The sequence below is a fragment of the Enterococcus sp. DIV0546 genome (assembly GCF_051712785.1).
GTDB lineage: Bacteria > Bacillota > Bacilli > Lactobacillales > Enterococcaceae > Enterococcus > Enterococcus faecalis.
Genome location: NZ_JBIOPO010000001.1, coordinates 1 through 22,949 on the forward strand (window position 1 = coordinate 1; position 22,949 = coordinate 22,949).

Sequence of the window (22,949 nt, forward strand, 5' to 3'; positions counted from 1 at the left end):
ATGCCCGACGTGGAAAGTTTTTGGCATAGCCTTGAAGAAGCCTATCAAGCGATTTTGTCGGCGCCAAGTTTTGATGCTTGGATTAAAACCACACGCCCTTTGAAATTAGACAACAATCAATTGTGGCTAGAAGTCCCTTCTGCAGTTCATCGTGATTACTGGGAAAAAAATCTTTCGGCAAAAATTGTCGAAACTGGATTTAAATTGACCGGTGCAGAAGTGATGCCCCATTTTGTTGTTGCCGATGAAAAAGACGCAGCACTGGCACAAGAACTCGAAGAACCTGCCGAAGAAGAAGTTGTTTTTAGTGAACAAAGTAAAAAAGCGATGCTTAATCCTAAGTACACTTTCGACACCTTCGTTATTGGTAAAGGAAACCAAATGGCTCATGCTGCAGCGCTTGTTGTTGCCGAGGATCCAGGTTCGATTTACAATCCCCTTTTCTTCTATGGTGGTGTAGGGTTAGGGAAAACCCATTTGATGCATGCTATTGGTCATCAAATGTTAGTGAATCAACCAGATGCCAAAGTCAAATATGTTAGTAGCGAAACGTTTACGAATGAATTTATCAACTCAATTCAAACAAAGACATCCGAACAATTTCGGAAAGAATATCGCAATGTTGACTTATTATTAGTCGATGATATTCAATTTTTGGCGGAAAAAGAAGCAACATTGGAAGAATTTTTCCATACCTTCAACGATCTTTACAATGAAAATAAACAAATTGTTTTAACAAGTGATCGCCCGCCGAATGATATTCCAAAATTACCTGAACGATTAGTTTCTCGCTTTGCTTGGGGTTTGTCTGTCGATATCACCCCGCCTGATTTAGAAACACGGATTGCAATTTTGCGCAAAAAAGCAGATGCCGAGCGTTTAGAAATTCCGGATGATACACTAAGTTATATCGCTGGTCAAATTGATTCCAACATCCGTGAATTAGAGGGTGCTTTGGTCCGCGTTCAAGCCTTTGCAACTATTAATGGAGAAGATATTACCACTAGTTTAGCGGCGGACGCCTTGAAATCTCTAAAATCAGTTGGTAGTAAAAATCAATTGTCCATCTTACAAATTCAAGAAGAAGTATCCAAATATTATCATGTGCCTCTTAAAGATTTAAAAGGGAAAAAACGGGTGAAAACAATTGTGGTTCCTCGTCAAATCTCAATGTATCTTGCTAGAGAAATGACCGACAATTCCTTGCCAAAAATTGGTGCCGAATTTGGCGGCAAAGATCATACAACGGTGATTCATGCGCACGAAAAGATTCAGCAATTATTGGAAAAAGATCCAGCGATTCAAAAAGAAGTCAGTGAAATTAAAAATTTATTGAACTCTTAGGATGTGGAAAACTAAACAAAAAAGAACAAAGTTATCCACAACTTATACACAAGTGGATAACTTAGTAAAATCAATGCTCTTTTGACTTTTCCACAGAATCAACATGCCCTATTACTTTTATTATTTATTTATATATAATATACAAAACAGTGGCGTACAAAATTAGAACGTATTGAAAATACTTAAAATACTTAAAAAGGAGTTTACATTATGAAATTAACGGTCAAACGAAGTGTCTTTTTACAAGAATTACAAACTGTTCAACGAGCAATTTCTTCTAAAACAACGATTCCAATCTTAACAGGTGTTAAAATTGTGTTATCAGAAGATGGCTTATCACTTACTGGGAGTAACGCGGATATTTCAATTGAAAGTTTTTTAAGTAAAGACGATGAAAAAGCTCAAATGACCATTGAACGCACAGGTAGCATCGTTTTACAATCTCGTTTCTTTGGCGAAATTATTCGTAAATTACCAGAAGATATGTTCACAATGGAAGTTCTAGATAACAATCAAGTTGCAATTACTTCAGGAAAAGCTGATTTTACGGTCAATGGATTAGATGCTGATAATTATCCGCACTTACCAGTAATTGATACTCAAAACCAAATGAAATTACCTGTTCATTTATTGACAAAAATTATTAGTGAAACAGGTTTTGCTGTATCGATGCACGAAAGTCGTCCAATTTTAACTGGGGTCCACTTTATTTTAGAAAATCAAAAATTACTTGCCGTTGCGACAGATTCACATCGTTTAAGTCAACGTGTGATCCCGACAGAACAAGCAGTAGAAGACTTTAACATTGTAATTCCAGGAAAAAGTTTAACTGAACTTTCTCGTTCATTAACCAATGAAGAAGAAATGGTTGAAATCAGCATTATGGAAAACCAAGTGCTATTTAAAACAGAAACAATGTACTTCTATTCTCGTTTGTTAGAAGGAAATTATCCTGATACCAACCGTTTAATTCCAACTAGCCATAACACGCAAATTGAATTTTATGTACCAGAATTGCTTTCAGCAATCGAACGTGCCTCTTTACTTTCTCATGAAGGACGTAACAATATTGTTCGCCTTTCAATTTCACCAGATTCTGTTGTTTTATATGGAAATTCACCTGAAATTGGAAAAGTCGAAGAAGCGTTAAACTATGAAAATGTTTCTGGTGAAGCGTTGGATATTTCTTTCAACCCAGATTATATGAAAGATGCGTTGCGAGCGTTTGGCGATATGAATATTACCGTGAAATTCCTTTCTCCAATTCGTCCGTTTACATTGGAGCCAACCGAAACAGAACTAGATTTCATTCAACTAATTACACCGGTTCGTACAAATTAATCATGTTTAAAAAAGACCTTCGGAAAATCACTATGATCGCCGAAGGTTCTTTTTTGTCGTCTGTTTAAAGCCGATAAACGCTGCTAGATAAGCTTTTTAAAACTAGAATAGCTTTTACGCTAATGTGATTGTGAATGTTTGAACTATCGTTTGACGAATAAATTCTGCCTTTTTTTTCGTGGATAAAGAAAAAAGCCCTTTAATTTTTCGTTTAAGGGCTGTTCATTTTTTTATGAATATTTACTAGTGAAAGAAGTTTACGTTGCTTAAAACGACGCTCAGACCTCTACAAGCTACTTTTCTTCATTGCGCGCCCTCTTCGTTTGTCTTTGAGTTACCCCTAATTGTTTTTTAGTTAAACGCTACTCGTCATTTCTGCCAAATCAGGCCCCTTTTTTCTCAAGAAAATATCAATTTCCGTTTTAAAATGCTTTTTAAGAGTTTTTTTATCCTAATAATATTTTCGGTCATTTAGAATTAAAATTGCTTAGAATGAAAATTAGACAGATAAATTTGTTTTCTCTTATGAAAAAGGGTATAATATATATGAGAACGTATTAGAAAAAAGAGGGATGCACATTGAAAAAAACGTTTGTTTTAGCAACTGAGTATATAACGCTTGGTCAGTTTCTTAAAGAAATCAACGTCATTGGTAGTGGCGGCCAAGCCAAATGGTATTTGGCAGACAATAGCGTGTTTGTTGATGGCGAGTTGGAAAATCGTCGCGGACGGAAACTTTATGCGGGCATGATGATTGAGATACCTGAAGAAGGTACTTTTTTTATGGTGAAAAACGGAAACGAGTCCGACGATGCGGCTGAATGAGCTGACACTTCAGCATTATCGTAATTATGAAACAGTCAGCTTAGATTTTCCAAAAACGTTAAATCTTTTTTTAGGCGAAAACGCCCAAGGAAAAACCAACTTGTTAGAAAGCATTTATGTTCTAGCAATGACACGAAGTCATCGAACCAGCAATGAAAAAGAATTAATTGGCTGGGAACAAGCAGCAGCTAAAATTAGCGGTGTGGTTGAAAAAAAGACAGGCACCGTACCGTTGGAAATTTTAATTTCCAACAAAGGACGTAAAACCAAGGTTAACCACATTGAGCAAAAAAGGCTCAGTGCGTACATTGGGCAACTGAATGTTATTTTATTTGCCCCAGAAGATTTATCTTTGGTGAAAGGCTCACCTCAAGTCCGCCGGAAATTTATTGACATGGAACTCGGACAAGTGAGTCCTATTTATCTTTATGATCTTGTCCAATATCAGTCTGTTTTAAAGCAACGGAACCAATACCTAAAACAACTAGCTGAAAAGAAACAAACAGATACTGTTTATCTGGATATTTTGACAGAGCAGCTAGCTGAATTTGGCGGGAAAGTTCTATACGCTCGGTTAGGTTTTCTTAAAAAATTAGAACACTGGGCAAACTTACTCCATCAAAAAATTAGTCATGGACGCGAAACGCTCACCATTGACTACGCATCAAGCATCCCAATTGACAACACGGATCTTTCCTTAGAAGCACTTCAAAATCAATTGCTCCAACAATTAATGAACAATCGTAAGCGTGAATTGTTTAAAGCGAATACTTTTTTAGGCCCTCATCGTGACGATTTGCTATTTATTGTCAATGGTCAAAATGTTCAAACGTATGGCTCACAAGGCCAACAGCGAACGACAGCTTTAAGTATTAAATTGGCAGAGATTGATTTGATGCATTCAGAAACAGGAGAATATCCTGTGTTATTACTAGATGATGTCATGAGTGAATTAGATAATGAACGTCAAATTCACTTGTTAGAAACGATTGAAGGCAAAGTTCAAACGTTCTTAACGACAACTAGTTTAGATCACATAAAAGACAAGCTAACAGTTGAACCAGATATTTTCTATGTTCAACAAGGCAAGATAGAAAGGAATTCAGCGACATGACAGAAGAAGAAAAAAACATGAGAGAACGTGCGCAAGAATATGACGCTAGTCAGATTCAAGTTTTGGAGGGCTTAGAAGCTGTCCGGAAACGTCCTGGTATGTACATAGGTTCTACTAGTGGCGAAGGGTTACACCACTTAGTATGGGAAATCGTTGACAACTCTATCGACGAAGCCTTAGCAGGATTTGCTAAATCAATTCAAGTAATTATCGAACCAGACGATAGTATTACTGTTATCGATGATGGTCGTGGAATTCCAGTCGGGATTCAAGCCAAAACAGGTCGCCCAGCTGTGGAAACAGTGTTTACAGTGCTACATGCCGGCGGGAAATTTGGCGGTGGCGGCTATAAAGTATCAGGTGGCTTGCACGGTGTTGGTTCCTCTGTTGTTAATGCTTTATCGACCAGTTTAGATGTTCGTGTTTATAAAGATGGCAAAGTGTATTACCAAGAATATCGTCGTGGTGCGGTTGTTGATGACCTAAAAGTTATCGAAGAAACGGATCGTCACGGAACCACTGTTCACTTTATTCCAGATCCTGAAATTTTTACAGAAACAACCGTTTATGATTTTGATAAATTAGCAACACGGGTTCGTGAATTAGCCTTTTTAAATCGAGGCTTACACATTTCAATTGAAGACCGTCGTGAAGGACAAGAAGATAAAAAAGAGTATCACTATGAAGGCGGGATTAAGAGTTATGTTGAGCATTTAAATGCCAATAAAGACGTTATTTTCCCAGAGCCAATCTTCATTGAGGGAGAGCAACAAGATATTACAGTGGAAGTGTCAATGCAGTATACAGATGGCTACCACTCAAATATTTTAAGTTTTGCCAACAATATTCATACTTATGAAGGCGGAACGCATGAATCTGGTTTTAAAACTTCTTTAACACGTGTGATTAATGACTATGCACGTAAACAAAAATTGATGAAAGAAAACGATGAAAAATTAACTGGGGAAGATGTTCGTGAAGGTTTAACCGCAGTGGTTTCCATCAAACATCCCGATCCTCAATTTGAAGGACAAACCAAAACGAAATTAGGGAACTCAGAAGTACGGACCGTTACGGATCGTTTATTCTCAGAATACTTTACAAAATTCTTGATGGAAAATCCAACAGTCGGCAAACAAATTGTCGAAAAAGGCATGTTGGCTTCAAAAGCTCGTTTAGCCGCTAAAAGAGCCCGTGAAGTCACCCGTCGTAAAGGCGCGTTAGAAATTAGCAACTTGCCAGGGAAGCTGGCTGATTGCTCAAGTAAAGATCCGGAAAAATGCGAATTATTTATCGTCGAAGGAGACTCGGCCGGCGGTTCAGCAAAACAAGGCCGTAGCCGTGAATTCCAAGCCATTTTACCAATTCGTGGGAAAATCTTGAATGTCGAGAAAGCCAGCATGGATAAAATTTTAGCCAATGAAGAAATTCGGTCATTATTTACAGCTATGGGAACAGGCTTCGGCGAAGATTTCGATGTTTCTAAAGCACGTTATCACAAACTAGTGATTATGACCGATGCCGATGTCGATGGTGCGCATATTCGAACGTTGTTATTAACCTTGTTCTATCGCTTCATGCGGCCAATTGTTGAAGCTGGTTATGTGTATATTGCCCAACCACCACTATATGGTGTGAAACAAGGGAAAAACATCACCTACGTTCAACCGGGCAAACATGCTGAAGAGGAACTAGCAAAAGTGTTAGAAGAATTACCTGCTTCACCAAAACCAAGTGTTCAACGTTACAAAGGTTTGGGTGAAATGGATGATCACCAACTTTGGGAAACAACAATGGACCCAGAAAAACGATTAATGGCGCGAGTGAGTGTCGATGATGCCATTGAAGCTGATCAAATTTTTGAAATGCTAATGGGCGATCGTGTGGAACCACGTCGTGCGTTTATCGAAGAAAATGCCCATTACGTGAAAAACTTGGATATTTAATGTGTCGCAACGTTGTAAGAGACGCTAGAACATATATTTAGAGGGGAAAAAATTCATGAGTGAAGAAATTAAAGAAAACATTCAAGACGTCAATCTGACCAGCGAAATGAAAGAATCTTTCATTGACTACGCAATGAGTGTTATCGTAGCCCGCGCGTTACCTGACGTTCGTGACGGTTTAAAACCTGTTCATCGCCGAATCTTATATGGAATGAACGAATTAGGGGTAACCCCTGATAAACCACACAAAAAATCAGCCCGGATTGTTGGGGATGTTATGGGTAAATATCATCCCCATGGGGACAGTGCGATTTACGAATCAATGGTGCGGATGGCACAACCTTTTAGTTATCGGGCTATGTTAGTTGACGGCCACGGAAACTTCGGTTCTGTCGATGGTGACGGCGCTGCCGCTATGCGTTATACCGAAGCACGTATGAGTAAAATTGCTTTAGAAATGCTACGAGATATTAACAAAAATACAGTCGATTTCCAAGGGAACTATGATGATTCAGAACAAGAACCAGTAGTCTTACCTGCTCGTTTTCCAAACTTACTAGTTAACGGAACAACGGGGATTGCGGTGGGGATGGCAACAAATATTCCACCACACAATTTAAGTGAAGTGATTGATGCAACAAGTTTATTGATGGACAATCCTGATGTAACGACGAATGAATTGATGGAAGTGTTACCTGGACCAGATTTTCCAACAGGCGGTTTAGTGATGGGGAAATCAGGGATTCGCCGAGCATATGAAACAGGGAAAGGTTCGATTACTGTTCGTGCAAAAGTTGAATTGACTGAAATGCCGAATGGAAAAGAACGTATTTTAGTAACTGAATTGCCTTATATGGTGAATAAAGCCAAATTAATCGAACGAATTTCTGAATTACACAGAGATAAACGAATTGAAGGAATTACTGATTTGCGGGATGAATCTTCTCGTGAAGGCATGCGGATCGTCATCGATGTTCGTCGAGATGTGAGTGCCTCTGTTGTGTTAAACAACTTGTACAAAATGACTGCCTTACAAACATCTTTTGGTTTTAACATGTTAGCCATTGAAAAAGGCGTACCGAAAATTTTAAGCTTGAAACGTATTTTAGAAAACTACGTCGAGCATCAAAAAGAAGTCATTACTCGCCGGACGATTTTTGACAAAAACAAAGCAGAAGCACGGGCGCATATTTTAGAAGGTCTACGAATTGCCTTAGATCATATCGATGAAATCATTGCCATTATCCGTGGATCACAATCAGATGACGAAGCAAAAGCAACGTTAATTGAACGCTTTGAATTTTCAGATCGTCAAGCGCAAGCGATTTTAGATATGCGTTTACGCCGTTTAACAGGCTTAGAACGCGACAAAATTGAAAATGAATATCAAGAGCTATTGAAATTCATTGCGGACTTAGAGGACATTTTAGCCCGCCCAGAACGCGTCATTGAAATCATTAAAACAGAGTTAAATGACGTTCGCACAAAATTTGGTGATGCACGACGCACAGAATTATTAGTAGGTGAAGTCTTAAGTCTTGAAGATGAAGATTTAATCGAAGAAGAAGAAGTCGTGATTACATTAACCAATAACGGCTACATTAAGCGGATGGCAAACTCTGAATTCCGGGCGCAACGCCGCGGTGGACGTGGTGTCCAAGGGATGGGCGTTCATGATGATGATTTCGTGAAAAACCTAGTTTCTTGTTCAACACACGACACGTTATTATTCTTTACGAACACTGGGAAAGTTTACCGAGCAAAAGGTTACGAAATCCCTGAATACGGTAGAACAGCAAAAGGAATTCCAGTGATTAACTTACTGGGAATTGATTCTGCAGAAAAAATTCAAGCGATTATTTCTGTTGAGGGCAAAGCGGAAGCAGGTAAATACTTGTTCTTCACAACCTTAAAAGGAACCGTCAAACGGACAGCCGTAACAGCCTTTTCTAATATCCGTAGTAATGGATTAATCGCCATTAGCTTAAAAGAAGATGATGAGTTAGTTAACGTGGTAACGACTAATGGCAATCAGAAGATGATTATCGGAACACATGCAGGATACTCTGTCACATTTGATGAAAATACTGTACGTGATATGGGCCGGACAGCATCAGGTGTTCGTGGAATCCGTCTCCGCGAAAATGATTATGTGGTCGGCGCAGCGATTCTGGATGAAAACAAAGAAGTCCTAGTCATTACTGAAAATGGTTATGGTAAGCGTACAAAAGCTTCTGAATATCCAGTTAAAGGACGTGGCGGTAAAGGGATTAAGACAGCAAATATCACTGAGAAAAATGGTCCATTAGCTGGTTTAACCACGGTCAATGGGGATGAAGATATCTTATTGATTACGAACAAAGGCGTCATTATCCGCTTTAACGTAGATTCTGTTTCTCAAACAGGACGCGCAACATTAGGGGTTCGTTTAATGAGAATGGAAGATGGTGCCAAAGTGGTAACAATGGCTGTTGTAGAACCAGAAGAAGTGGAAGAAGAAATCGTTGAAGTTGTAGAAACAACAGAAAACGAAACAACATCAGAAACAGAAGAATAACATAAAAAAGTTTCGCCAGTTGGCGAAACTTTTTTATTGGGGCTTTTCAAAACTATTTCTTGCTTTTGTCCATCAATTAGCATATAATTAGAGATTGTGAACTACCTTTTTAGGTATGTTCTCCTTGCTCTTAGCCAACTAAGAGCCTTGAAGTCCATAGGGAGGTGAAAATCAATGAGTCAAGATACGAAGTACGAAATCATGTACATTATTCGTCCGAACATTGATGAAGAAGCAAAAACTGCTTTAGTAGAACGTTTCGACACAATCTTAAAAGATAACGGAGCAGAAGTTATCGAATCTAAAGATTGGGAAAAACGCCGCTTAGCATATGAAATGAACGGATTCCGTGAAGGCATCTATCATATCGTTAATGTTACTTCTCCATCAACAGCTGGCGCAATCAACGAGTTTGATCGTTTAGCAAAAATCAATGACGATATTATCCGTCATATGATCGTGAAGGTAGAAGCATAATTTGTTTCACATGAAACATTTATTGACGAAAGGAGATGTTTTGAATGATTAATAACGTTGTATTAGTCGGAAGATTGACAAAAGATCCTGACTTACGTTACACCGCTAGTGGTTCAGCTGTTGCGACCTTTACACTTGCTGTAAACCGTAACTTTACGAATCAAAATGGTGACCGTGAAGCAGACTTTATCAACTGTGTGATTTGGCGTAAACCCGCAGAAACAATGGCTAATTATGCCCGTAAAGGTACATTATTAGGTGTTGTCGGAAGAATTCAAACTCGTAACTACGAGAACCAACAAGGTCAACGTGTCTACGTAACTGAAGTGGTTTGTGAAAACTTCCAATTGTTAGAATCTCGTTCTGCTTCAGAACAAAGAGGAACTGGCGGCGGTAGCTTTAATAACAACGAAAATGGTTATCAATCACAAAATCGTAGCTTTGGTAATAACAATGCCGGTTCTGGATTTAATAACAACAACAATAGTTTCAATCCATCATCTTCTCAGTCGCAAAACAATAACGGTATGCCTGATTTCGATAAAGATTCTGATCCATTTGGTGGCTCAGGTTCATCTATCGACATTTCAGATGATGATTTACCATTCTAAACGAATTTGATAGGAGGGAACAAGAATGGCACAACAAAGAAGAGGCGGACGTAAACGTCGGAAAGTCGACTACATCGCAGCAAACCACATCGAATACATCGATTATAAAGATACTGAATTGTTAAAACGATTCATTTCAGAACGTGGCAAAATTTTACCACGTCGTGTTACAGGTACTGGCGCTAAAAACCAACGTAAATTAACGATTGCTATTAAACGCGCACGTATCATGGGATTATTACCATTCGTTAGTGACGAACAATAATTTTATGACAATTTCCAGAACCAAAGAGCTTGCTCTTTGGTTCTTTTTTATCTTGACTAGTGTTTCACGTGAAACATAACAAGGTTCGCAGAATGAAGTGTTTTGTGATAAAATAAAGGATGAAATAACTAGTGAATCACCAGAGCAATATGCTCGTTGGAATAAGTCGCCTCAAAGGTCTGCAGAAAGATTGGAGGCAAAAAAAATGCAAAAGAAGAGAATTCAAAAAAACGGTTTCTTAATTGTTGTGGGTCTTCTCTTAGTAGAATTTCTCCTCTATTTCTTACTAACAAATAAATGGCTGCTATTGGCGGTAATTATCGCATTAGATATCTTTCTCTTAGTGGTTATTCGGCTGTTGATTAGAGATGTAGAAATTACAAACGTAGAAAAGATTCAAGAAGCAAGTTCCATTGCTGAACAATCGTTGGATTATGTTGTAAATGAAGTACCTGTGGGAATTATTACGTATAACGGGGAAACACGCGCGGTAGAATGGCTTAATCCTTATGCTGCTTCTATTTTTAATAAAGACAATCAGCTAACGTTAACCGCTAGCCAAGTTACGTCTTATTTAGAATTAGCAGAACGAAACCAAGATATTTTTACGATTGACGAAAATACCTATCGCTTTAGCGTCAATAAAGAACAACATACAATTACTTTTGAAGATATCACTAAAGAAAGTAATTTGTATCAAGAAAAAGTCGAAATGCAAACGGCTATTGGCATTGTGTCTGTCGATAATTATGATGATGTCACCGATACAATGGACGAGAAAGAAATTTCTTATTTGAATAGTTTCATTACGACGATGGTTTCTGATTGGATGGACCAATACAAAGTTTTTTATAAGCGAATCAATGCAGAACGTTATTTTTTCATTGCCCAATGGGAAGATATTCAAAAAATGATGGACGAAAAATTTTCTATTTTGGATACGATCCGTAAGGAATCAGCTAACCATGAAGTAGCTATTACGTTAAGCATGGGGATTGCTTATGGGGGGCCAACCTTAGATCAAACCGGGACCACGGCTCAAACGAACCTAGATACAGCTTTAGTTCGTGGTGGTGATCAAGTGGTTGTAAAAGAAGCTAAAGATGAAGCGAAGCCGTTATTTTTTGGTGGAAAAACGGCAGTAACGACGAAACGTTCCCAAGTACGTTCTCGCGCAATGAGCATGGCAATTAAGGGAATTATTGCGGAATCTGCTGACATCTATATTATGGGCCATCGTTATCCAGATATGGATGCGTTAGGTTCAGCATTTGGTGTTGCTCGTTTAGCCTCGTTTAATAATCGAAAAGCGTGGATTGTTTTAGATGAAAATGAAATCATTCCCGATGTCAAAAGAGTGTTAGAGGCGATTAAAGAGTACCCAGAATTAGAAGAGCGCATTATTAGTCCTAAAGAGGCCATGAAGCGCAAGAAAGAAAGTAGCTTATTAGTTATGGTAGATTACCATAAACCGTCTCTATCGATCTCACAAGAGCTCTATGAGCGTTTTGATAAAGTGGTAATCATTGATCACCATCGACGAGGAGACGAATTTCCAGCAAAACCCTTGCTTTCTTATATTGAATCTTCTGCCTCTTCTGCTTCAGAATTAGTCACAGAATTGATCGAATACCAAAGTAATAGCGCAAATAAACTGCAGGCCTTTGAAGCAACCATGATGTTGGCGGGAATTGTGGTTGATACGAAAAGTTTCAATACACGAACGACGGCGCGAACATTTGATGTGGCTAGTTATTTACGAACTTGTGGAGCAGACTCATCTTTAGTACAATATCTATTAAGTTCTGATCTTACAAGCTATCTGGAAATGAACAACTTAATCTCTAAAAGCGAATATGTCACAAAAGATACCGTCGTTGTTGCAGGGAGTGAAGACAAAGAATATGATAGTGTCACAGCTGCCAAAACAGCGGACACATTACTTTCTATGGCAGGGATTAATGCAGCATTTGTCATTACCAAGCGGACGGATCAACAGATTGGCATTAGTGCTCGGAGTAATGGTTCAATTAATGTCCAAATTATTATGGAAAATTTAGGTGGTGGCGGTCACTTTACTAATGCGGCAGTACAATTATCAAACGTAACAGTAGCAGAAGTAAAAGAGCAACTACTTGATGTAATTCGTCAAAATATTAATGAAATGTATGAACAGGAGTGAAGGAAATGAAAGTCATTTTTTTACAAGACGTTAAAGGAAAAGGAAAAAAAGGGGACGTAAAAGAAGTGCCAACTGGTTACGCCCAAAACTTTTTAATTAAAAATGGTTATGCGAAAGAAGCCAATAAAGGGAGCATGAGTGCGTTAGCGGGTCAAAAGAAAGCCCAAGAAAAACATGAAGCAGAAGTTTTAGCACAAGCAAAAGAAATGCAAGCCTTTTTAGAAGATGAAAAGACTGTTGTAGAGATCAAGGCAAAAGCTGGAGAAGACAGCCGTTTATTTGGCTCAATTCCTTCAAAACAAATTGCAGAAGCCTTAAACAAACAATACAATGTAAAATTGGATAAACGCAAAATCGAATTAGCCAACCCGATTCGTTCTCTAGGTTACACTAACGTACCAGTCAAACTACATCATGAAGTTACAGCGAAAATTAAGGTTCATGTCGTAGCGGAATAATACAATCGATAAAAAAGAAGCCGATTTCTCCGGCTTCTTTTTTATGCAAAATAAATTACTAGAATTATTTTTTATAATATTTAAAAATAAAATATACAACAATTTAAATTAACGAAAGTATTATATTTTTATTAATTGTATATTTTTAAAAATTGGAAAGTGAACTAAAAATAGAGAAATCAGCAGAGAAAAAATGTACTTTTTTTAATGAAATTGTGTTAAAATGGATAGACTAAACGAACCAGAAAGTAAGACATCGTGGGAGAGAACAAAATGAATGAATTATTGCAAGATAGGGTACCGCCACAAAATATTGAAGCGGAACAAGCCGTTTTAGGTTCTATTTTCTTAGATGCAGATGTGCTAATAGAAGCGATGGAATATGTGGAACCTAAAGATTTCTATCGTCGTAGTCATCAGTTGATTTTCCAAACGATGATGACCTTAAGCGACCGAAATGAAGCGATTGATGTGGTAACAATCAAAGATCGCCTAGAACAAGAGAATTTGTTAGAAGATGTTGGTGGACTAAGTTATCTGTCAGATTTAGCTTTAGCTGTACCGACAGCTGCCAATGTCATTTATTATGCAAAAATTGTTGAACAAAAATCGTTGCTGCGCAACTTAATCCAAACCGCTACAGAGATTGTAACTAAAGGCTTTGAGCAAGGTGAAGATGTTGAATCTATTTTGGATGATGCAGAACGAAGCATTTTAGAAGTCTCCGAAAAGCGGAATCGTAGTGGCTTTTTATCAATTTCAGATGTTCTAAATACAACTATTGCGAATATTGACCAATTATACCAAAATGATGAAGAGATTACTGGTTTACCTACAGGCTATCAAGCATTGGATAAAATGACTGCCGGCTTGCAAGCGGAAGAGCTAATTATTTTAGCGGCCCGTCCAGCGGTAGGGAAAACCGCTTTTGCATTAAATATTGCCCAAAATGTCGGCACCAAAACAGATAAAGCTGTCGCTATTTTTAGTTTAGAAATGGGGGCAGAATCATTAGTGAACCGGATGCTTTGTGCAGAAGGATCCATTGAGGCCAGCCATTTAAGAACAGGGCAATTATCTGAAGAAGAATGGCAAAACTTAATTATTGCGATGGGTAGTTTGTCCCGTGCGAATATCTATATTGATGACACACCAGGGATTAAAATTACCGAAATTCGTGCGAAATGTCGTAAATTAGCACAAGAAAAAGGCAACTTAGGTCTAATTTTGATCGACTACCTACAATTGATTGAAGGAACTGGAAAAGAGAACCGCCAACAGGAGGTTTCTGATATTTCACGTCAATTAAAAAAATTAGCGAAAGAATTAAAAGTCCCAGTTATCGCTTTGTCACAGCTTTCTCGTGGCGTGGAACAACGTCAAGATAAACGTCCTGTGTTAAGTGATATTCGTGAGTCAGGTTCCATTGAGCAAGATGCCGATATCGTTGCCTTTCTTTATCGTGATGATTACTACGATCGTGGTGAAGGAGAAGACGGTGATCATGAGCCACCAGAAGTTGACAATGTTGTAGAAGTCATCATTGAGAAAAACCGTAGTGGTGCGCGTGGAACGGTCGAATTACTTTTCATTAAAGAATATAATAAATTTTCTTCGCTTTCGCCGAGGACAGAATTTTAAAAAAACGAACTCATTTTTTGAGTTCGTTTTTTTGCTTATTAAGGGATTAAAATCAGAGAGTAAAACACGAACAATATTCGTATATTTTATTATTTTACAAAAACATAACTAAAAATGTTCGTATTTTTGACATAAACGCTTTTGATTGTGAAAGAATATTCGATTTTTACCCTTGAAAGGGACTGGTTTTACTGGTACAATGATTCAGGACAAAAAAATTATGAACGAGGTGTTCGAATGTCATCAGTAGTAGTTGTTGGAACGCAATGGGGCGACGAAGGTAAAGGAAAAATTACAGACTTTCTAAGTGAAAACGCAGAAGTGATCGCTCGTTACCAAGGCGGAGATAACGCCGGACATACCATTAAATTCGACGGCGTAACGTATAAATTACATTTAATTCCTTCAGGGATTTTCTATAAAGAAAAAATTAGTGTAATTGGTAACGGCGTAGTTGTGAATCCAAAATCTTTAGTAAAAGAATTAGCTTATTTAAAAGAAAATAATGTTGCCACTGATAATTTACGTATTTCAGATCGTGCCCATGTCATCTTGCCGTATCATATTAAATTGGATCAATTGCAAGAAGATGCGAAAGGTGAAAACAAGATTGGGACAACGATTAAAGGAATTGGCCCAGCCTACATGGATAAAGCAGCACGGGTGGGAATCCGTATCGCTGATTTATTGGATAAAGAAATTTTTGCGGAACGTTTGAAAATTAACTTAGAAGAAAAAAATCGTCAATTCGTTAAAATGTTTGATAGCGAAGCCATTGAATTTGATGATATTTTTGAAGAATACTATGAATACGGACAACAAATTAAACAATATGTTACAGATACTTCGGTTATTTTAAATGATGCATTAGATGCTGGAAAACGGGTTTTATTTGAAGGGGCACAAGGTGTCATGTTGGATATCGATCAAGGAACCTATCCATTTGTTACTTCCTCTAATCCAGTAGCTGGTGGCGTAACTATCGGTAGTGGCGTTGGTCCATCAAAAATTAATAAAGTGGTTGGTGTCTGCAAAGCGTACACTTCACGTGTCGGTGACGGCCCATTCCCAACAGAATTATTTGATGAAACAGGAGAAACCATTCGTCGTGTCGGTAAAGAATACGGAACAACAACAGGACGTCCGCGTCGTGTCGGTTGGTTTGATTCAGTAGTTATGCGTCATTCAAAACGTGTATCAGGGATTACGAACTTGTCATTAAACTCGATTGACGTGTTAAGTGGTTTAGAAACGGTGAAAATTTGTACAGCTTATGAACTTGATGGTGAATTAATTTATCATTATCCAGCAAGCTTGAAAGAATTAAGCCGCTGTAAACCAGTTTATGAAGAATTACCAGGTTGGTCTGAAGATATCACTGGTTGCAAAACTTTAGCCGATTTACCAGCTAATGCTCGTAACTATGTGCATCGGATTTCAGAATTAGTTGGTGTGCGCATTTCAACATTCTCTGTAGGTCCAGACCGTAACCAAACGAACGTTTTAGAAAGCGTTTGGGCACAAATTTAAGCAGATTTTTAAGGGAACGTAAAGGATGGCTTATGCCAGTTCAGCCTTTACGTTCTTTTTTAATTTTATATAAAAATGAAAAACTATGGTAAAATAAAAGAAAACATGAAGGGGGCAATTGTCCGTGAATTATCAATTAGTGACAGATTCTTGTTGTGACTTGCCGTATACATACTTAAAAGAAAACCAAGTACCTTTTATTAGCATGAATATTCAAATTGACGGGAAAGAATATCGCGATGATTTAGGTGAAACGTTTGATTATCAGAACTTCTTAAAGGCTATTAAAAATGGAAGTATGCCCACTACCTCTCAAGTTAATGTGGGACGCTACAATGAATTTTTCCGTCCTTTTGTGGAGCAAGGGTTACCGGTGATTTATTTAGCTTTTTCATCTGGGTTAAGTGGCTCTTATCAAAGTGCGTTGCAATCAGTAGAGATGTTAAAAGAAGAGTATGATAATGTAGAAATTCATATTATTGACACAAAAGCAGCTAGCTTAGGTCAAGGGATGTTAGTCCGAGAAGCCATTCGATTACAAACAGATGGTCATTCATTAGGAGAAGTTGTTGCCTATCTTGAAGAGCAAAAAATGAAACTTCACTCGTGGGTAACGGTAGATGATTTAAAACATTTAGAACGTGGCGGACGGATTTCTAAAACAGCGGCAGCACTTGGTGGCTTAATGAACATTAAACCAATTATTCGCGTGGATGCGGCAGGCAAACTAGCATCCGTTGGTAAAACTCGTGGACGAAACAAGTCCTTGCAAAAGATTGCGCAAGAAACGATTCAAGGCATTGTAGAGCCAATGAAACAAACACTGTTGATTGCATATGCGGGAACGAAAGATGACGCGGAAAAAGTCAAAGAATTAATTGAAAAAGAAATAGAAATTAATGAGATACTGATTTATCCTCTAGGACCCACCATTACTAGTCATACTGGAATAGGTTGTATTGCTGTGTTTTCTTTTGGTGAAAAAAGAAAATAAAAAATAGAGAAGTCATTTTTTAATGACTTCTCTATTTTTTTAATAATCTGAACTGAATAAAACGTCCATTTGTTTTTGAATTTCTGGGTTTTCCAAGAATTCATCATAGGTTGTTTCTGCTCGATCAATGACTCCTTTATCAGAAACAGCAATAATTCGGTTCGCTAATGTTTGGATAAATTGGTGGTCATGTGAAGCAAAAAGAATTGAACCAGTGAAAGCCATCAACCCATCATTTAATGCAGTGATTGATTCTAAGTCTAAGTGATTCGTTGGATCATCTAAAACTAATACATTGGCTTTGGAAAGCATTAATTTTGAAAGCATGACACGCACTTTTTCGCCTCCGGAAAGAACATTGACTGGTTTTAGTACCTCTTCACCAGAGAATAACATCCGACCTAAGAAACTACGTAAGAACGTATTGTCATCTTCTTCTTTACCAGCAAATTGACGTAACCAATCTAAAATAGTTAATGGCTCTTCAAAATCTTTGCTGTTGTCTTTTGGTAAATAAGCTTGGCTAGTTGTAACGCCCCAACGAACAGAACCTGTATCGGGAGTAATTTCGCCCATAATCACTTTGAATAACGTAGTCGTTGTAATATCTGAGTCAGCGATGAATGCCACTTTATCATCTTTTGTTAAGTTGAACGAGATATTATCTAAGATTTTTTTGCCATCAATCGTTACAGAGACATTTTCAACTTGTAATAAGTCATTGCCGATTTCACGTTCTGGTGTAAAACCAACGAATGGATAACGACGAGAGGAAGGTTGAATGTCATCTAAGGTAATTTTATCTAACATTTTTTTACGAGACGTTGCTTGTTTTGATTTTGAGGCATTGGCGCTAAAACGAGCGATAAAGTCTTGTAATTCTTTGATTTGTTCTTCTTTTTTGGCATTAGATTGTGCTTGCAATTTTGTCGCTAGTTGGCTTGATTCCAACCAGAAATCATAGTTACCAACGTAAAGTTTGATTTTACTAAAGTCTAAATCTGCCATGTGAGTGCAGACTTTGTTTAGGAAATGACGGTCATGGGAAACCACGATAACGGTATTTTCAAAGTTGATTAAAAATTCTTCTAACCAATTGATTGAGCGGGTGTCTAAACCATTTGTCGGCTCGTCTAATAGTAAGACATCTGGTTTACCAAAAAGAGATTGAGCTAATAATACTTTGACTTTTTGACCAGCTGTTAATTCGCTCATTTTTTGATCATGTAATTCTTCTGGAATGTTTAGCCCTTGGAGTAAAACAGCTGCTTCAGGTTCTGCTTCCCAACCGTCAAGTTCAGCAAATTCGCCTTCTAGTTCTGCGGCACGAATCCCATCTTCATCTGAAAAATCTTCTTTCATATAGATAGCATCTTTTTCTTTCATTACTTCGTAAAGACGTTTATGTCCCATAATTACAGTTTCTAAAACAGTGTAGTCTTCGTAGTCAAAGTGATTTTGTTTCAGCGTTGCTAGTCGCTCATTAGGACCCATTGAAACCACGCCAGTTGTCGGTTGAATCTCACCTGATAAAATTTTAAGAAACGTTGATTTTCCTGCACCGTTTGCGCCGATTAAGCCGTAACAGTTGCCAGGAGTAAATTTAATATTCACTTCTTCAAAAAGTTTACGATCTGGAAATTGTAAACTTACATCATTAACAGTAATCAATTGTTTTCCTCACTTTTAATATATTCTTGAACCTCTCTGCATTATATCGGCTACAGAACCTTTTTTCAAGGAGTTTCAATCTTTTTACAGAAACGAATAAAAAGGTGGGTTTTTTATAGAAAAAAGGCGCTTTTTTAAAATGTTTCATGTGAAACAGAATTTTTTTTCATGAAAGGGTTTTTAGTGTATTTTTTTAATGATACACTGTATCATGTAAATTAATTAGTGTATCGATTAAAGGAGCCATCAAAAATGAAGCGGATTGAAAAAATCTATCAATATGTTAAAGAGCAAACGAAGAATTTAACGCCAATGACCTTAACAAGTGATGCGGGAGTCACGACACAAGAAATTTCAGAACGTTTAAACATTCAGCGGACCAATGCTAGTAAAGATTTGAATCAACTGGTTCGTGAAGGGCGCTTGAAAAAATTATCTGGTCGACCAGTAAAATATGTCGCGCAGGTGGCGTTTCAGCATCGACCATTAACCAAGCCAGTTAAAAGTTATCGGGAAAAATCAATGGATCACTCCACAAAAACTTTTATCGAACCATTGGTTGAACCAGTAGTCACGACAAGTAAAACCCCAGAAGTTGAAGATATTTTCAAAAAAATTATCGGTTCAGCTGGAAGCATGAAAACGCCGGTGGAACAAGCCAAAGCAGCGATTTTATATCCGCCAAAAGGCTTGAATTGTTTAATTACTGGACCAACAGGTTCTGGGAAAACTTATTTTGCTCATGCCATGTTTCAATTTGCGAAGCTGAACCAAATTGTGGCCAAAGAAAAAGAGTTTGTGGTGTTTAACTGTGCAGACTATGCGCATAATCCAGAACTTTTGATGTCGCATTTATTTGGGTATGTAGAAGGGGCCTTCACAGGCGCTACGAAAGCGAAAGAAGGGATTATTGACGAAGCAGATGGCAGCATTCTGTTTTTAGATGAAGTACATCGGTTACCACCCGAAGGACAAGAAATGATTTTTTATTTTATGGATCACGGCGTGTACGCGCGTTTAGGTGAAACAGTGAAATCACATCATGCGGATGTTCGGATTATTTGTGCTACGACGGAGAATCCTACTTCTTCTTTATTGAATACTTTTGTGCGACGCATTCCGATTATCATTCAATTACCGAACTTTAGTGACCGTCCTGCGAAAGAAAAAATTGACCTCCTAAAAGTGATGGTTTCAATGGAAGCAGCGCGGATTCAACGGCGAATCTCTTTGTCAGAAGATGTGGTCAAAGCGTTAATTGGAAGTGTTTCTTATGGAAATGTCGGTCAGCTAAAATCGAATGTGCAACTTGTGACTGCACGAGGGTTCCTTAATCAGATGGAACAAGAGGAATTAATGATTACGATGGACGAATTAACGGACAATATTAAAGAAGGCATTATGCAACTCGCCAGTAATCGAGAAGTATTGTCGGAGTTATCGAAATATCTGGAACCGCAATTAGTGGTATCACCAAATGAATCTTTAGTAGCTATTCAGTCAGATGCCTATGAATTGCCTTACAATCTATATGAGATTATTGGAGATAAAGCGGCTCTCTTAAAAGCAGACGGCTTGGACCAAGAACTAATTAATAATTTTATTACAACGGATATCAATGTTCATTTAAAATCTTTCTACAAAGATTATGGATTCACCTTTGATACAGAAAATAAATTGGCTGAAATTGTGGACCAACGAATTATTGATGTCACTAAGAAAATTTATAATTTTGCAGCGAAGCGGTTATCGTATTCGTTTCAACCCAACTTTATTTATGCAATGAGTTTACACATTAGTTCTTTCTTGAAACGCATCCAATTAGGCAAAGATCCTAAGCATCCTTTAAATGAAAGTATTCGAAATATGGTTTTAGATTATCCAACAGAGTTTGAAACAGCAAAAGAAATTAAAAATATTATTGAAAGTAGTTATCAGATGGAGATTCCTGAATCTGAAAGTTACTATTTAGCTGTTTTGCTCATTTCTTTAAGAGAAAATCCTGAGGCTGGCCGGATTGGCATTGTCGTGGCTGCGCACGGAAATAGTACCGCTAGCAGTATGGTACAAGTGGTTTCTCAATTGTTAAATGTTGATAATTTGAAGGCTGTGGATATGCCTTTAGATATGCCACCGAAAGAAGCTTTGCGTAAAATCGTTGAAGCAGTTGGTGAAGTGAATGAAGAAAATGGCGTACTATTATTAGTGGATATGGGTTCATTAAGTACGTTTTCAGAAGAAATTGTACGCCAGACAGGCATTGATGTGCGGACAGTAGACATGGTGACCACGCCAATTGTGCTTGAAGCGGCCCGCAAAACCGCATTAATTGATACGCAATTGGAAACACTTCACGAGTCTTTAAAAAACTTTCATGGCTATGCCGATATTCGCCAAAGTGAAACGAAACAAATCATTGAAAATTGGAAAACAAGAGCAATTATTGCTATCTGCGCTTCTGGAGAAGGAACTGCGCGCCGAATGAAAGAGCTTATTGAGGAAGCTGTCTTGCCACAAATAGACTGGCATTTAGAAGTGATTCCTTTGTCCATTGTAAATATGAAAGAAGTCTTGCCTAAAATTCAAGAAGACTATGAAATTATTGCGACAACTGGGATTACCAATCCCAAAATTGGTGTTCCTTATATTTCCATGGAAAATTTCTTTTCCGGTGAAGCAGAAAAAATTATTCAGCAATTACTAGCAGAGCGGAAAGAAGAAGTAATGAATAAGCCGTTGGACGAAGCGGCAGCAAAAGAAATTTGTCTAAAATATATGGAGCAAAGTTTCACTTTCATTAATGGAAAAAAAATCATTGATCTGTTGTGGTCATTCGCTAAAAATATCCAAACCCAATTAGCGATGCCAGAAGAGTACACATTTTACATCAATTTGATTATGCACACATCGGGCATGTTGGAGCGTATTTTACGGAATGATACACTGACGGTTTCAGAAAAAGAACTTGGTCGATTGGTTCAAGAGCCAATTTATCCAGTGATTGTGGCCTCAATTGAGACTATGGAAGAAGCTCTTAATATGGATGTTCCAGCAGAAGAAGTTTATTTTATCGCACAGTTAGTCAAAAATGCTCAGTGTATCGAAGATAAAATCACCGAAATTGATACACTAGATTAATACAGAAAAAACGATACACTATTTATTAGTGTATCGTTTTTTTATTTTCTTAAAAAAACCTATAATTTTCTAGGTTTCGAACCGATACACTAAAATTGGCACGAAACTTGCTTATAATAAGGTGTCCCTTTTTACCTAAAATTTTTAGGTAAAAAGACAAAGGTCCTAACCTTTAAAAATGAATTTAAAGGAGCATTCCCGATGGTAATGGATATTCGTTTAGCTCGAATTGATGATCGATTAATTCATGGCCAAGTAGCAACTGTTTGGGCAAAATTGACGAACATTAATCGCATTTTAGTGGTTAGTGATTCCGTTGCTCATGACAATTTGAGAAAAGCCTTGTTGGTTCAAGCTGCTCCACCTGGTGTCAAAGTAAATGTCATCACTGTTCAAAAAATGATTGATGTTTACCCTGATCCTCGTTTTGATTCGTTTCGAGCCATGTTGTTATTCACTAATCCTTTGGACGTGAAACGAGTGGTCGAAGGCGGTGTACAACTAACTTCTGTGAATATTGGCGGAATGAGTTTCAGTACAGGCAAGCGAATGATTACGAATGCAGTCGCAGTGGATGCCAACGATTTAAAAGCATTTCTGTTTTTAAATGAACAAGGTATTGAATTGGAAATTCGAAAAGTCGCAGCAGACAGCCAAGTGAATTTGATGGATTTACTGAAAAAAGAGCGTAGCAAAGAAAATAACGCCAGCTGACGTTCATTTTTACAGACGAAAGACATTGAAAGGATGTGGTGGCCTAGGACCAACATCATTGCTTCATGAACTGTATTGATAAAGGCAAGTGCTGATGTTGAAAAAAATCAAGAACTATTGAAATTTTTTCATTTATTTTTG

At 37.7% G+C, this 22,949-nt stretch carries 17 protein-coding genes; 16 read left to right on the top strand and 1 reads right to left on the bottom strand.

Annotation, left to right across the window (positions count from 1 at the left end):
• The 14 genes from dnaA to IGJ24_RS00070 all read left to right on the top strand — a co-directional run bounded on the left by dnaA (position 1) and on the right by IGJ24_RS00070 (position 17,285).
• Positions 1-1,344: a chromosomal replication initiator protein DnaA gene (gene dnaA / locus IGJ24_RS00005; protein WP_002356013.1), complete on the top strand. Its 1,344-nt coding sequence runs from the start codon at positions 1-3 to the stop codon at positions 1,342-1,344.
• 210 nt (positions 1,345-1,554) lie between these two features.
• Positions 1,555-2,685 (top strand): DNA polymerase III subunit beta, encoded by a 1,131-nt coding sequence (gene dnaN, locus IGJ24_RS00010; protein WP_002356014.1) that lies wholly within the window; start codon positions 1,555-1,557, stop codon positions 2,683-2,685.
• Between the two features lie 579 nt (positions 2,686-3,264).
• The gene (gene yaaA / locus IGJ24_RS00015; RefSeq protein WP_002356015.1) at positions 3,265-3,510 is read left to right on the top strand and encodes a S4 domain-containing protein YaaA; all 246 of its coding nucleotides are present in this window, start codon (positions 3,265-3,267) and stop codon (positions 3,508-3,510) included.
• On the top strand, positions 3,497-4,624 hold the full coding sequence (gene recF, locus IGJ24_RS00020; RefSeq protein ID WP_002356016.1) for a DNA replication/repair protein RecF: 1,128 nt from the start codon (positions 3,497-3,499) through the stop codon (positions 4,622-4,624). The genes yaaA and recF overlap by 14 nt, the downstream gene beginning before the upstream one ends.
• Positions 4,621-6,570, top strand: coding sequence for a DNA topoisomerase (ATP-hydrolyzing) subunit B (gene gyrB, locus IGJ24_RS00025; RefSeq protein WP_002359210.1), 1,950 nt, complete (start codon positions 4,621-4,623; stop codon positions 6,568-6,570). The genes recF and gyrB overlap by 4 nt, the downstream gene beginning before the upstream one ends.
• 55 nt (positions 6,571-6,625) lie before the next feature.
• Positions 6,626-9,127, top strand: coding sequence for a DNA gyrase subunit A (gene gyrA / locus IGJ24_RS00030; RefSeq protein ID WP_002361457.1), 2,502 nt, complete (start codon positions 6,626-6,628; stop codon positions 9,125-9,127).
• A gap of 174 nt (positions 9,128-9,301) precedes the next feature.
• The gene (gene rpsF, locus IGJ24_RS00035; protein ID WP_002356019.1) at positions 9,302-9,604 is read left to right on the top strand and encodes a 30S ribosomal protein S6; all 303 of its coding nucleotides are present in this window, start codon (positions 9,302-9,304) and stop codon (positions 9,602-9,604) included.
• A gap of 44 nt (positions 9,605-9,648) precedes the next feature.
• Positions 9,649-10,215, top strand: a complete 567-nt coding sequence (gene ssb / locus IGJ24_RS00040) for a single-stranded DNA-binding protein (RefSeq protein ID WP_002364599.1) — start codon at positions 9,649-9,651, stop codon at positions 10,213-10,215.
• 25 nt (positions 10,216-10,240) lie between these two features.
• Positions 10,241-10,480 (top strand): 30S ribosomal protein S18, encoded by a 240-nt coding sequence (gene rpsR, locus IGJ24_RS00045; RefSeq protein ID WP_002356021.1) that lies wholly within the window; start codon positions 10,241-10,243, stop codon positions 10,478-10,480.
• 205 nt (positions 10,481-10,685) lie between these two features.
• The gene (locus IGJ24_RS00050; RefSeq protein ID WP_002356022.1) at positions 10,686-12,662 is read left to right on the top strand and encodes a DHH family phosphoesterase; all 1,977 of its coding nucleotides are present in this window, start codon (positions 10,686-10,688) and stop codon (positions 12,660-12,662) included.
• Between the two features lie 5 nt (positions 12,663-12,667).
• The gene (rplI, locus tag IGJ24_RS00055; protein ID WP_002356023.1) at positions 12,668-13,120 is read left to right on the top strand and encodes a 50S ribosomal protein L9; all 453 of its coding nucleotides are present in this window, start codon (positions 12,668-12,670) and stop codon (positions 13,118-13,120) included.
• Between the two features lie 273 nt (positions 13,121-13,393).
• Positions 13,394-14,761 carry a replicative DNA helicase gene (gene dnaB, locus IGJ24_RS00060; RefSeq protein WP_002381331.1) on the top strand — a complete coding sequence of 456 codons (1,368 nt, stop codon included), beginning with the start codon at positions 13,394-13,396 and terminating at the stop codon, positions 14,759-14,761.
• A 237-nt stretch (positions 14,762-14,998) separates the two neighbouring features.
• Entirely contained in the window at positions 14,999-16,291 is a 1,293-nt protein-coding gene (locus IGJ24_RS00065; RefSeq protein ID WP_002376293.1) for an adenylosuccinate synthase, read from the top strand.
• Positions 16,292-16,415: 124 nt separating this feature from the next.
• Positions 16,416-17,285: a DegV family protein gene (locus tag IGJ24_RS00070; protein ID WP_289865772.1), complete on the top strand. Its 870-nt coding sequence runs from the start codon at positions 16,416-16,418 to the stop codon at positions 17,283-17,285.
• A 39-nt stretch (positions 17,286-17,324) separates the two neighbouring features.
• Here the strand turns inward: IGJ24_RS00070 and IGJ24_RS00075 are convergent, their stop codons facing one another.
• A complete protein-coding gene (locus IGJ24_RS00075) occupies positions 17,325-18,956 on the bottom strand; it encodes an ABC-F family ATP-binding cassette domain-containing protein (RefSeq protein ID WP_002359215.1) in 1,632 nt (543 codons plus the stop codon).
• A 252-nt stretch (positions 18,957-19,208) separates the two neighbouring features.
• On the opposite strand from IGJ24_RS00075, the gene IGJ24_RS00080 reads away from it, so the two are divergent.
• Together IGJ24_RS00080 and IGJ24_RS00085 are read left to right on the top strand one after the other, a co-directional pair.
• On the top strand, positions 19,209-22,094 hold the full coding sequence (locus IGJ24_RS00080; RefSeq protein ID WP_002356028.1) for a sigma 54-interacting transcriptional regulator: 2,886 nt from the start codon (positions 19,209-19,211) through the stop codon (positions 22,092-22,094).
• Between the two features lie 201 nt (positions 22,095-22,295).
• Positions 22,296-22,808: a mannose/fructose/sorbose PTS transporter subunit IIB gene (locus IGJ24_RS00085; RefSeq protein ID WP_002385473.1), complete on the top strand. Its 513-nt coding sequence runs from the start codon at positions 22,296-22,298 to the stop codon at positions 22,806-22,808.
• Positions 22,809-22,949: the final 141 nt, after the last annotated feature.

What these genes read in the sequence shown, in the direction of transcription:
- dnaA (WP_002356013.1), top strand. Translation starts at nt 1, where the DNA reads ATGCCCGACGTGGAAAGTTTTTGGCATAGCCTTGAAGAAGCCTATCAA.
- dnaN (WP_002356014.1), top strand. Translation starts at nt 1,555, where the DNA reads ATGAAATTAACGGTCAAACGAAGTGTCTTTTTACAAGAATTACAAACT.
- recF (WP_002356016.1), top strand. Translation starts at nt 3,497, where the DNA reads ATGCGGCTGAATGAGCTGACACTTCAGCATTATCGTAATTATGAAACA.
- gyrB (WP_002359210.1), top strand. Translation starts at nt 4,621, where the DNA reads ATGACAGAAGAAGAAAAAAACATGAGAGAACGTGCGCAAGAATATGAC.
- gyrA (WP_002361457.1), top strand. Translation starts at nt 6,626, where the DNA reads ATGAGTGAAGAAATTAAAGAAAACATTCAAGACGTCAATCTGACCAGC.
- rpsF (WP_002356019.1), top strand. Translation starts at nt 9,302, where the DNA reads ATGAGTCAAGATACGAAGTACGAAATCATGTACATTATTCGTCCGAAC.
- ssb (WP_002364599.1), top strand. Translation starts at nt 9,649, where the DNA reads ATGATTAATAACGTTGTATTAGTCGGAAGATTGACAAAAGATCCTGAC.
- rpsR (WP_002356021.1), top strand. Translation starts at nt 10,241, where the DNA reads ATGGCACAACAAAGAAGAGGCGGACGTAAACGTCGGAAAGTCGACTAC.
- IGJ24_RS00050 (WP_002356022.1), top strand. Translation starts at nt 10,686, where the DNA reads ATGCAAAAGAAGAGAATTCAAAAAAACGGTTTCTTAATTGTTGTGGGT.
- rplI (WP_002356023.1), top strand. Translation starts at nt 12,668, where the DNA reads ATGAAAGTCATTTTTTTACAAGACGTTAAAGGAAAAGGAAAAAAAGGG.
- dnaB (WP_002381331.1), top strand. Translation starts at nt 13,394, where the DNA reads ATGAATGAATTATTGCAAGATAGGGTACCGCCACAAAATATTGAAGCG.
- IGJ24_RS00065 (WP_002376293.1), top strand. Translation starts at nt 14,999, where the DNA reads ATGTCATCAGTAGTAGTTGTTGGAACGCAATGGGGCGACGAAGGTAAA.
- IGJ24_RS00080 (WP_002356028.1), top strand. Translation starts at nt 19,209, where the DNA reads ATGAAGCGGATTGAAAAAATCTATCAATATGTTAAAGAGCAAACGAAG.
- IGJ24_RS00085 (WP_002385473.1), top strand. Translation starts at nt 22,296, where the DNA reads ATGGTAATGGATATTCGTTTAGCTCGAATTGATGATCGATTAATTCAT.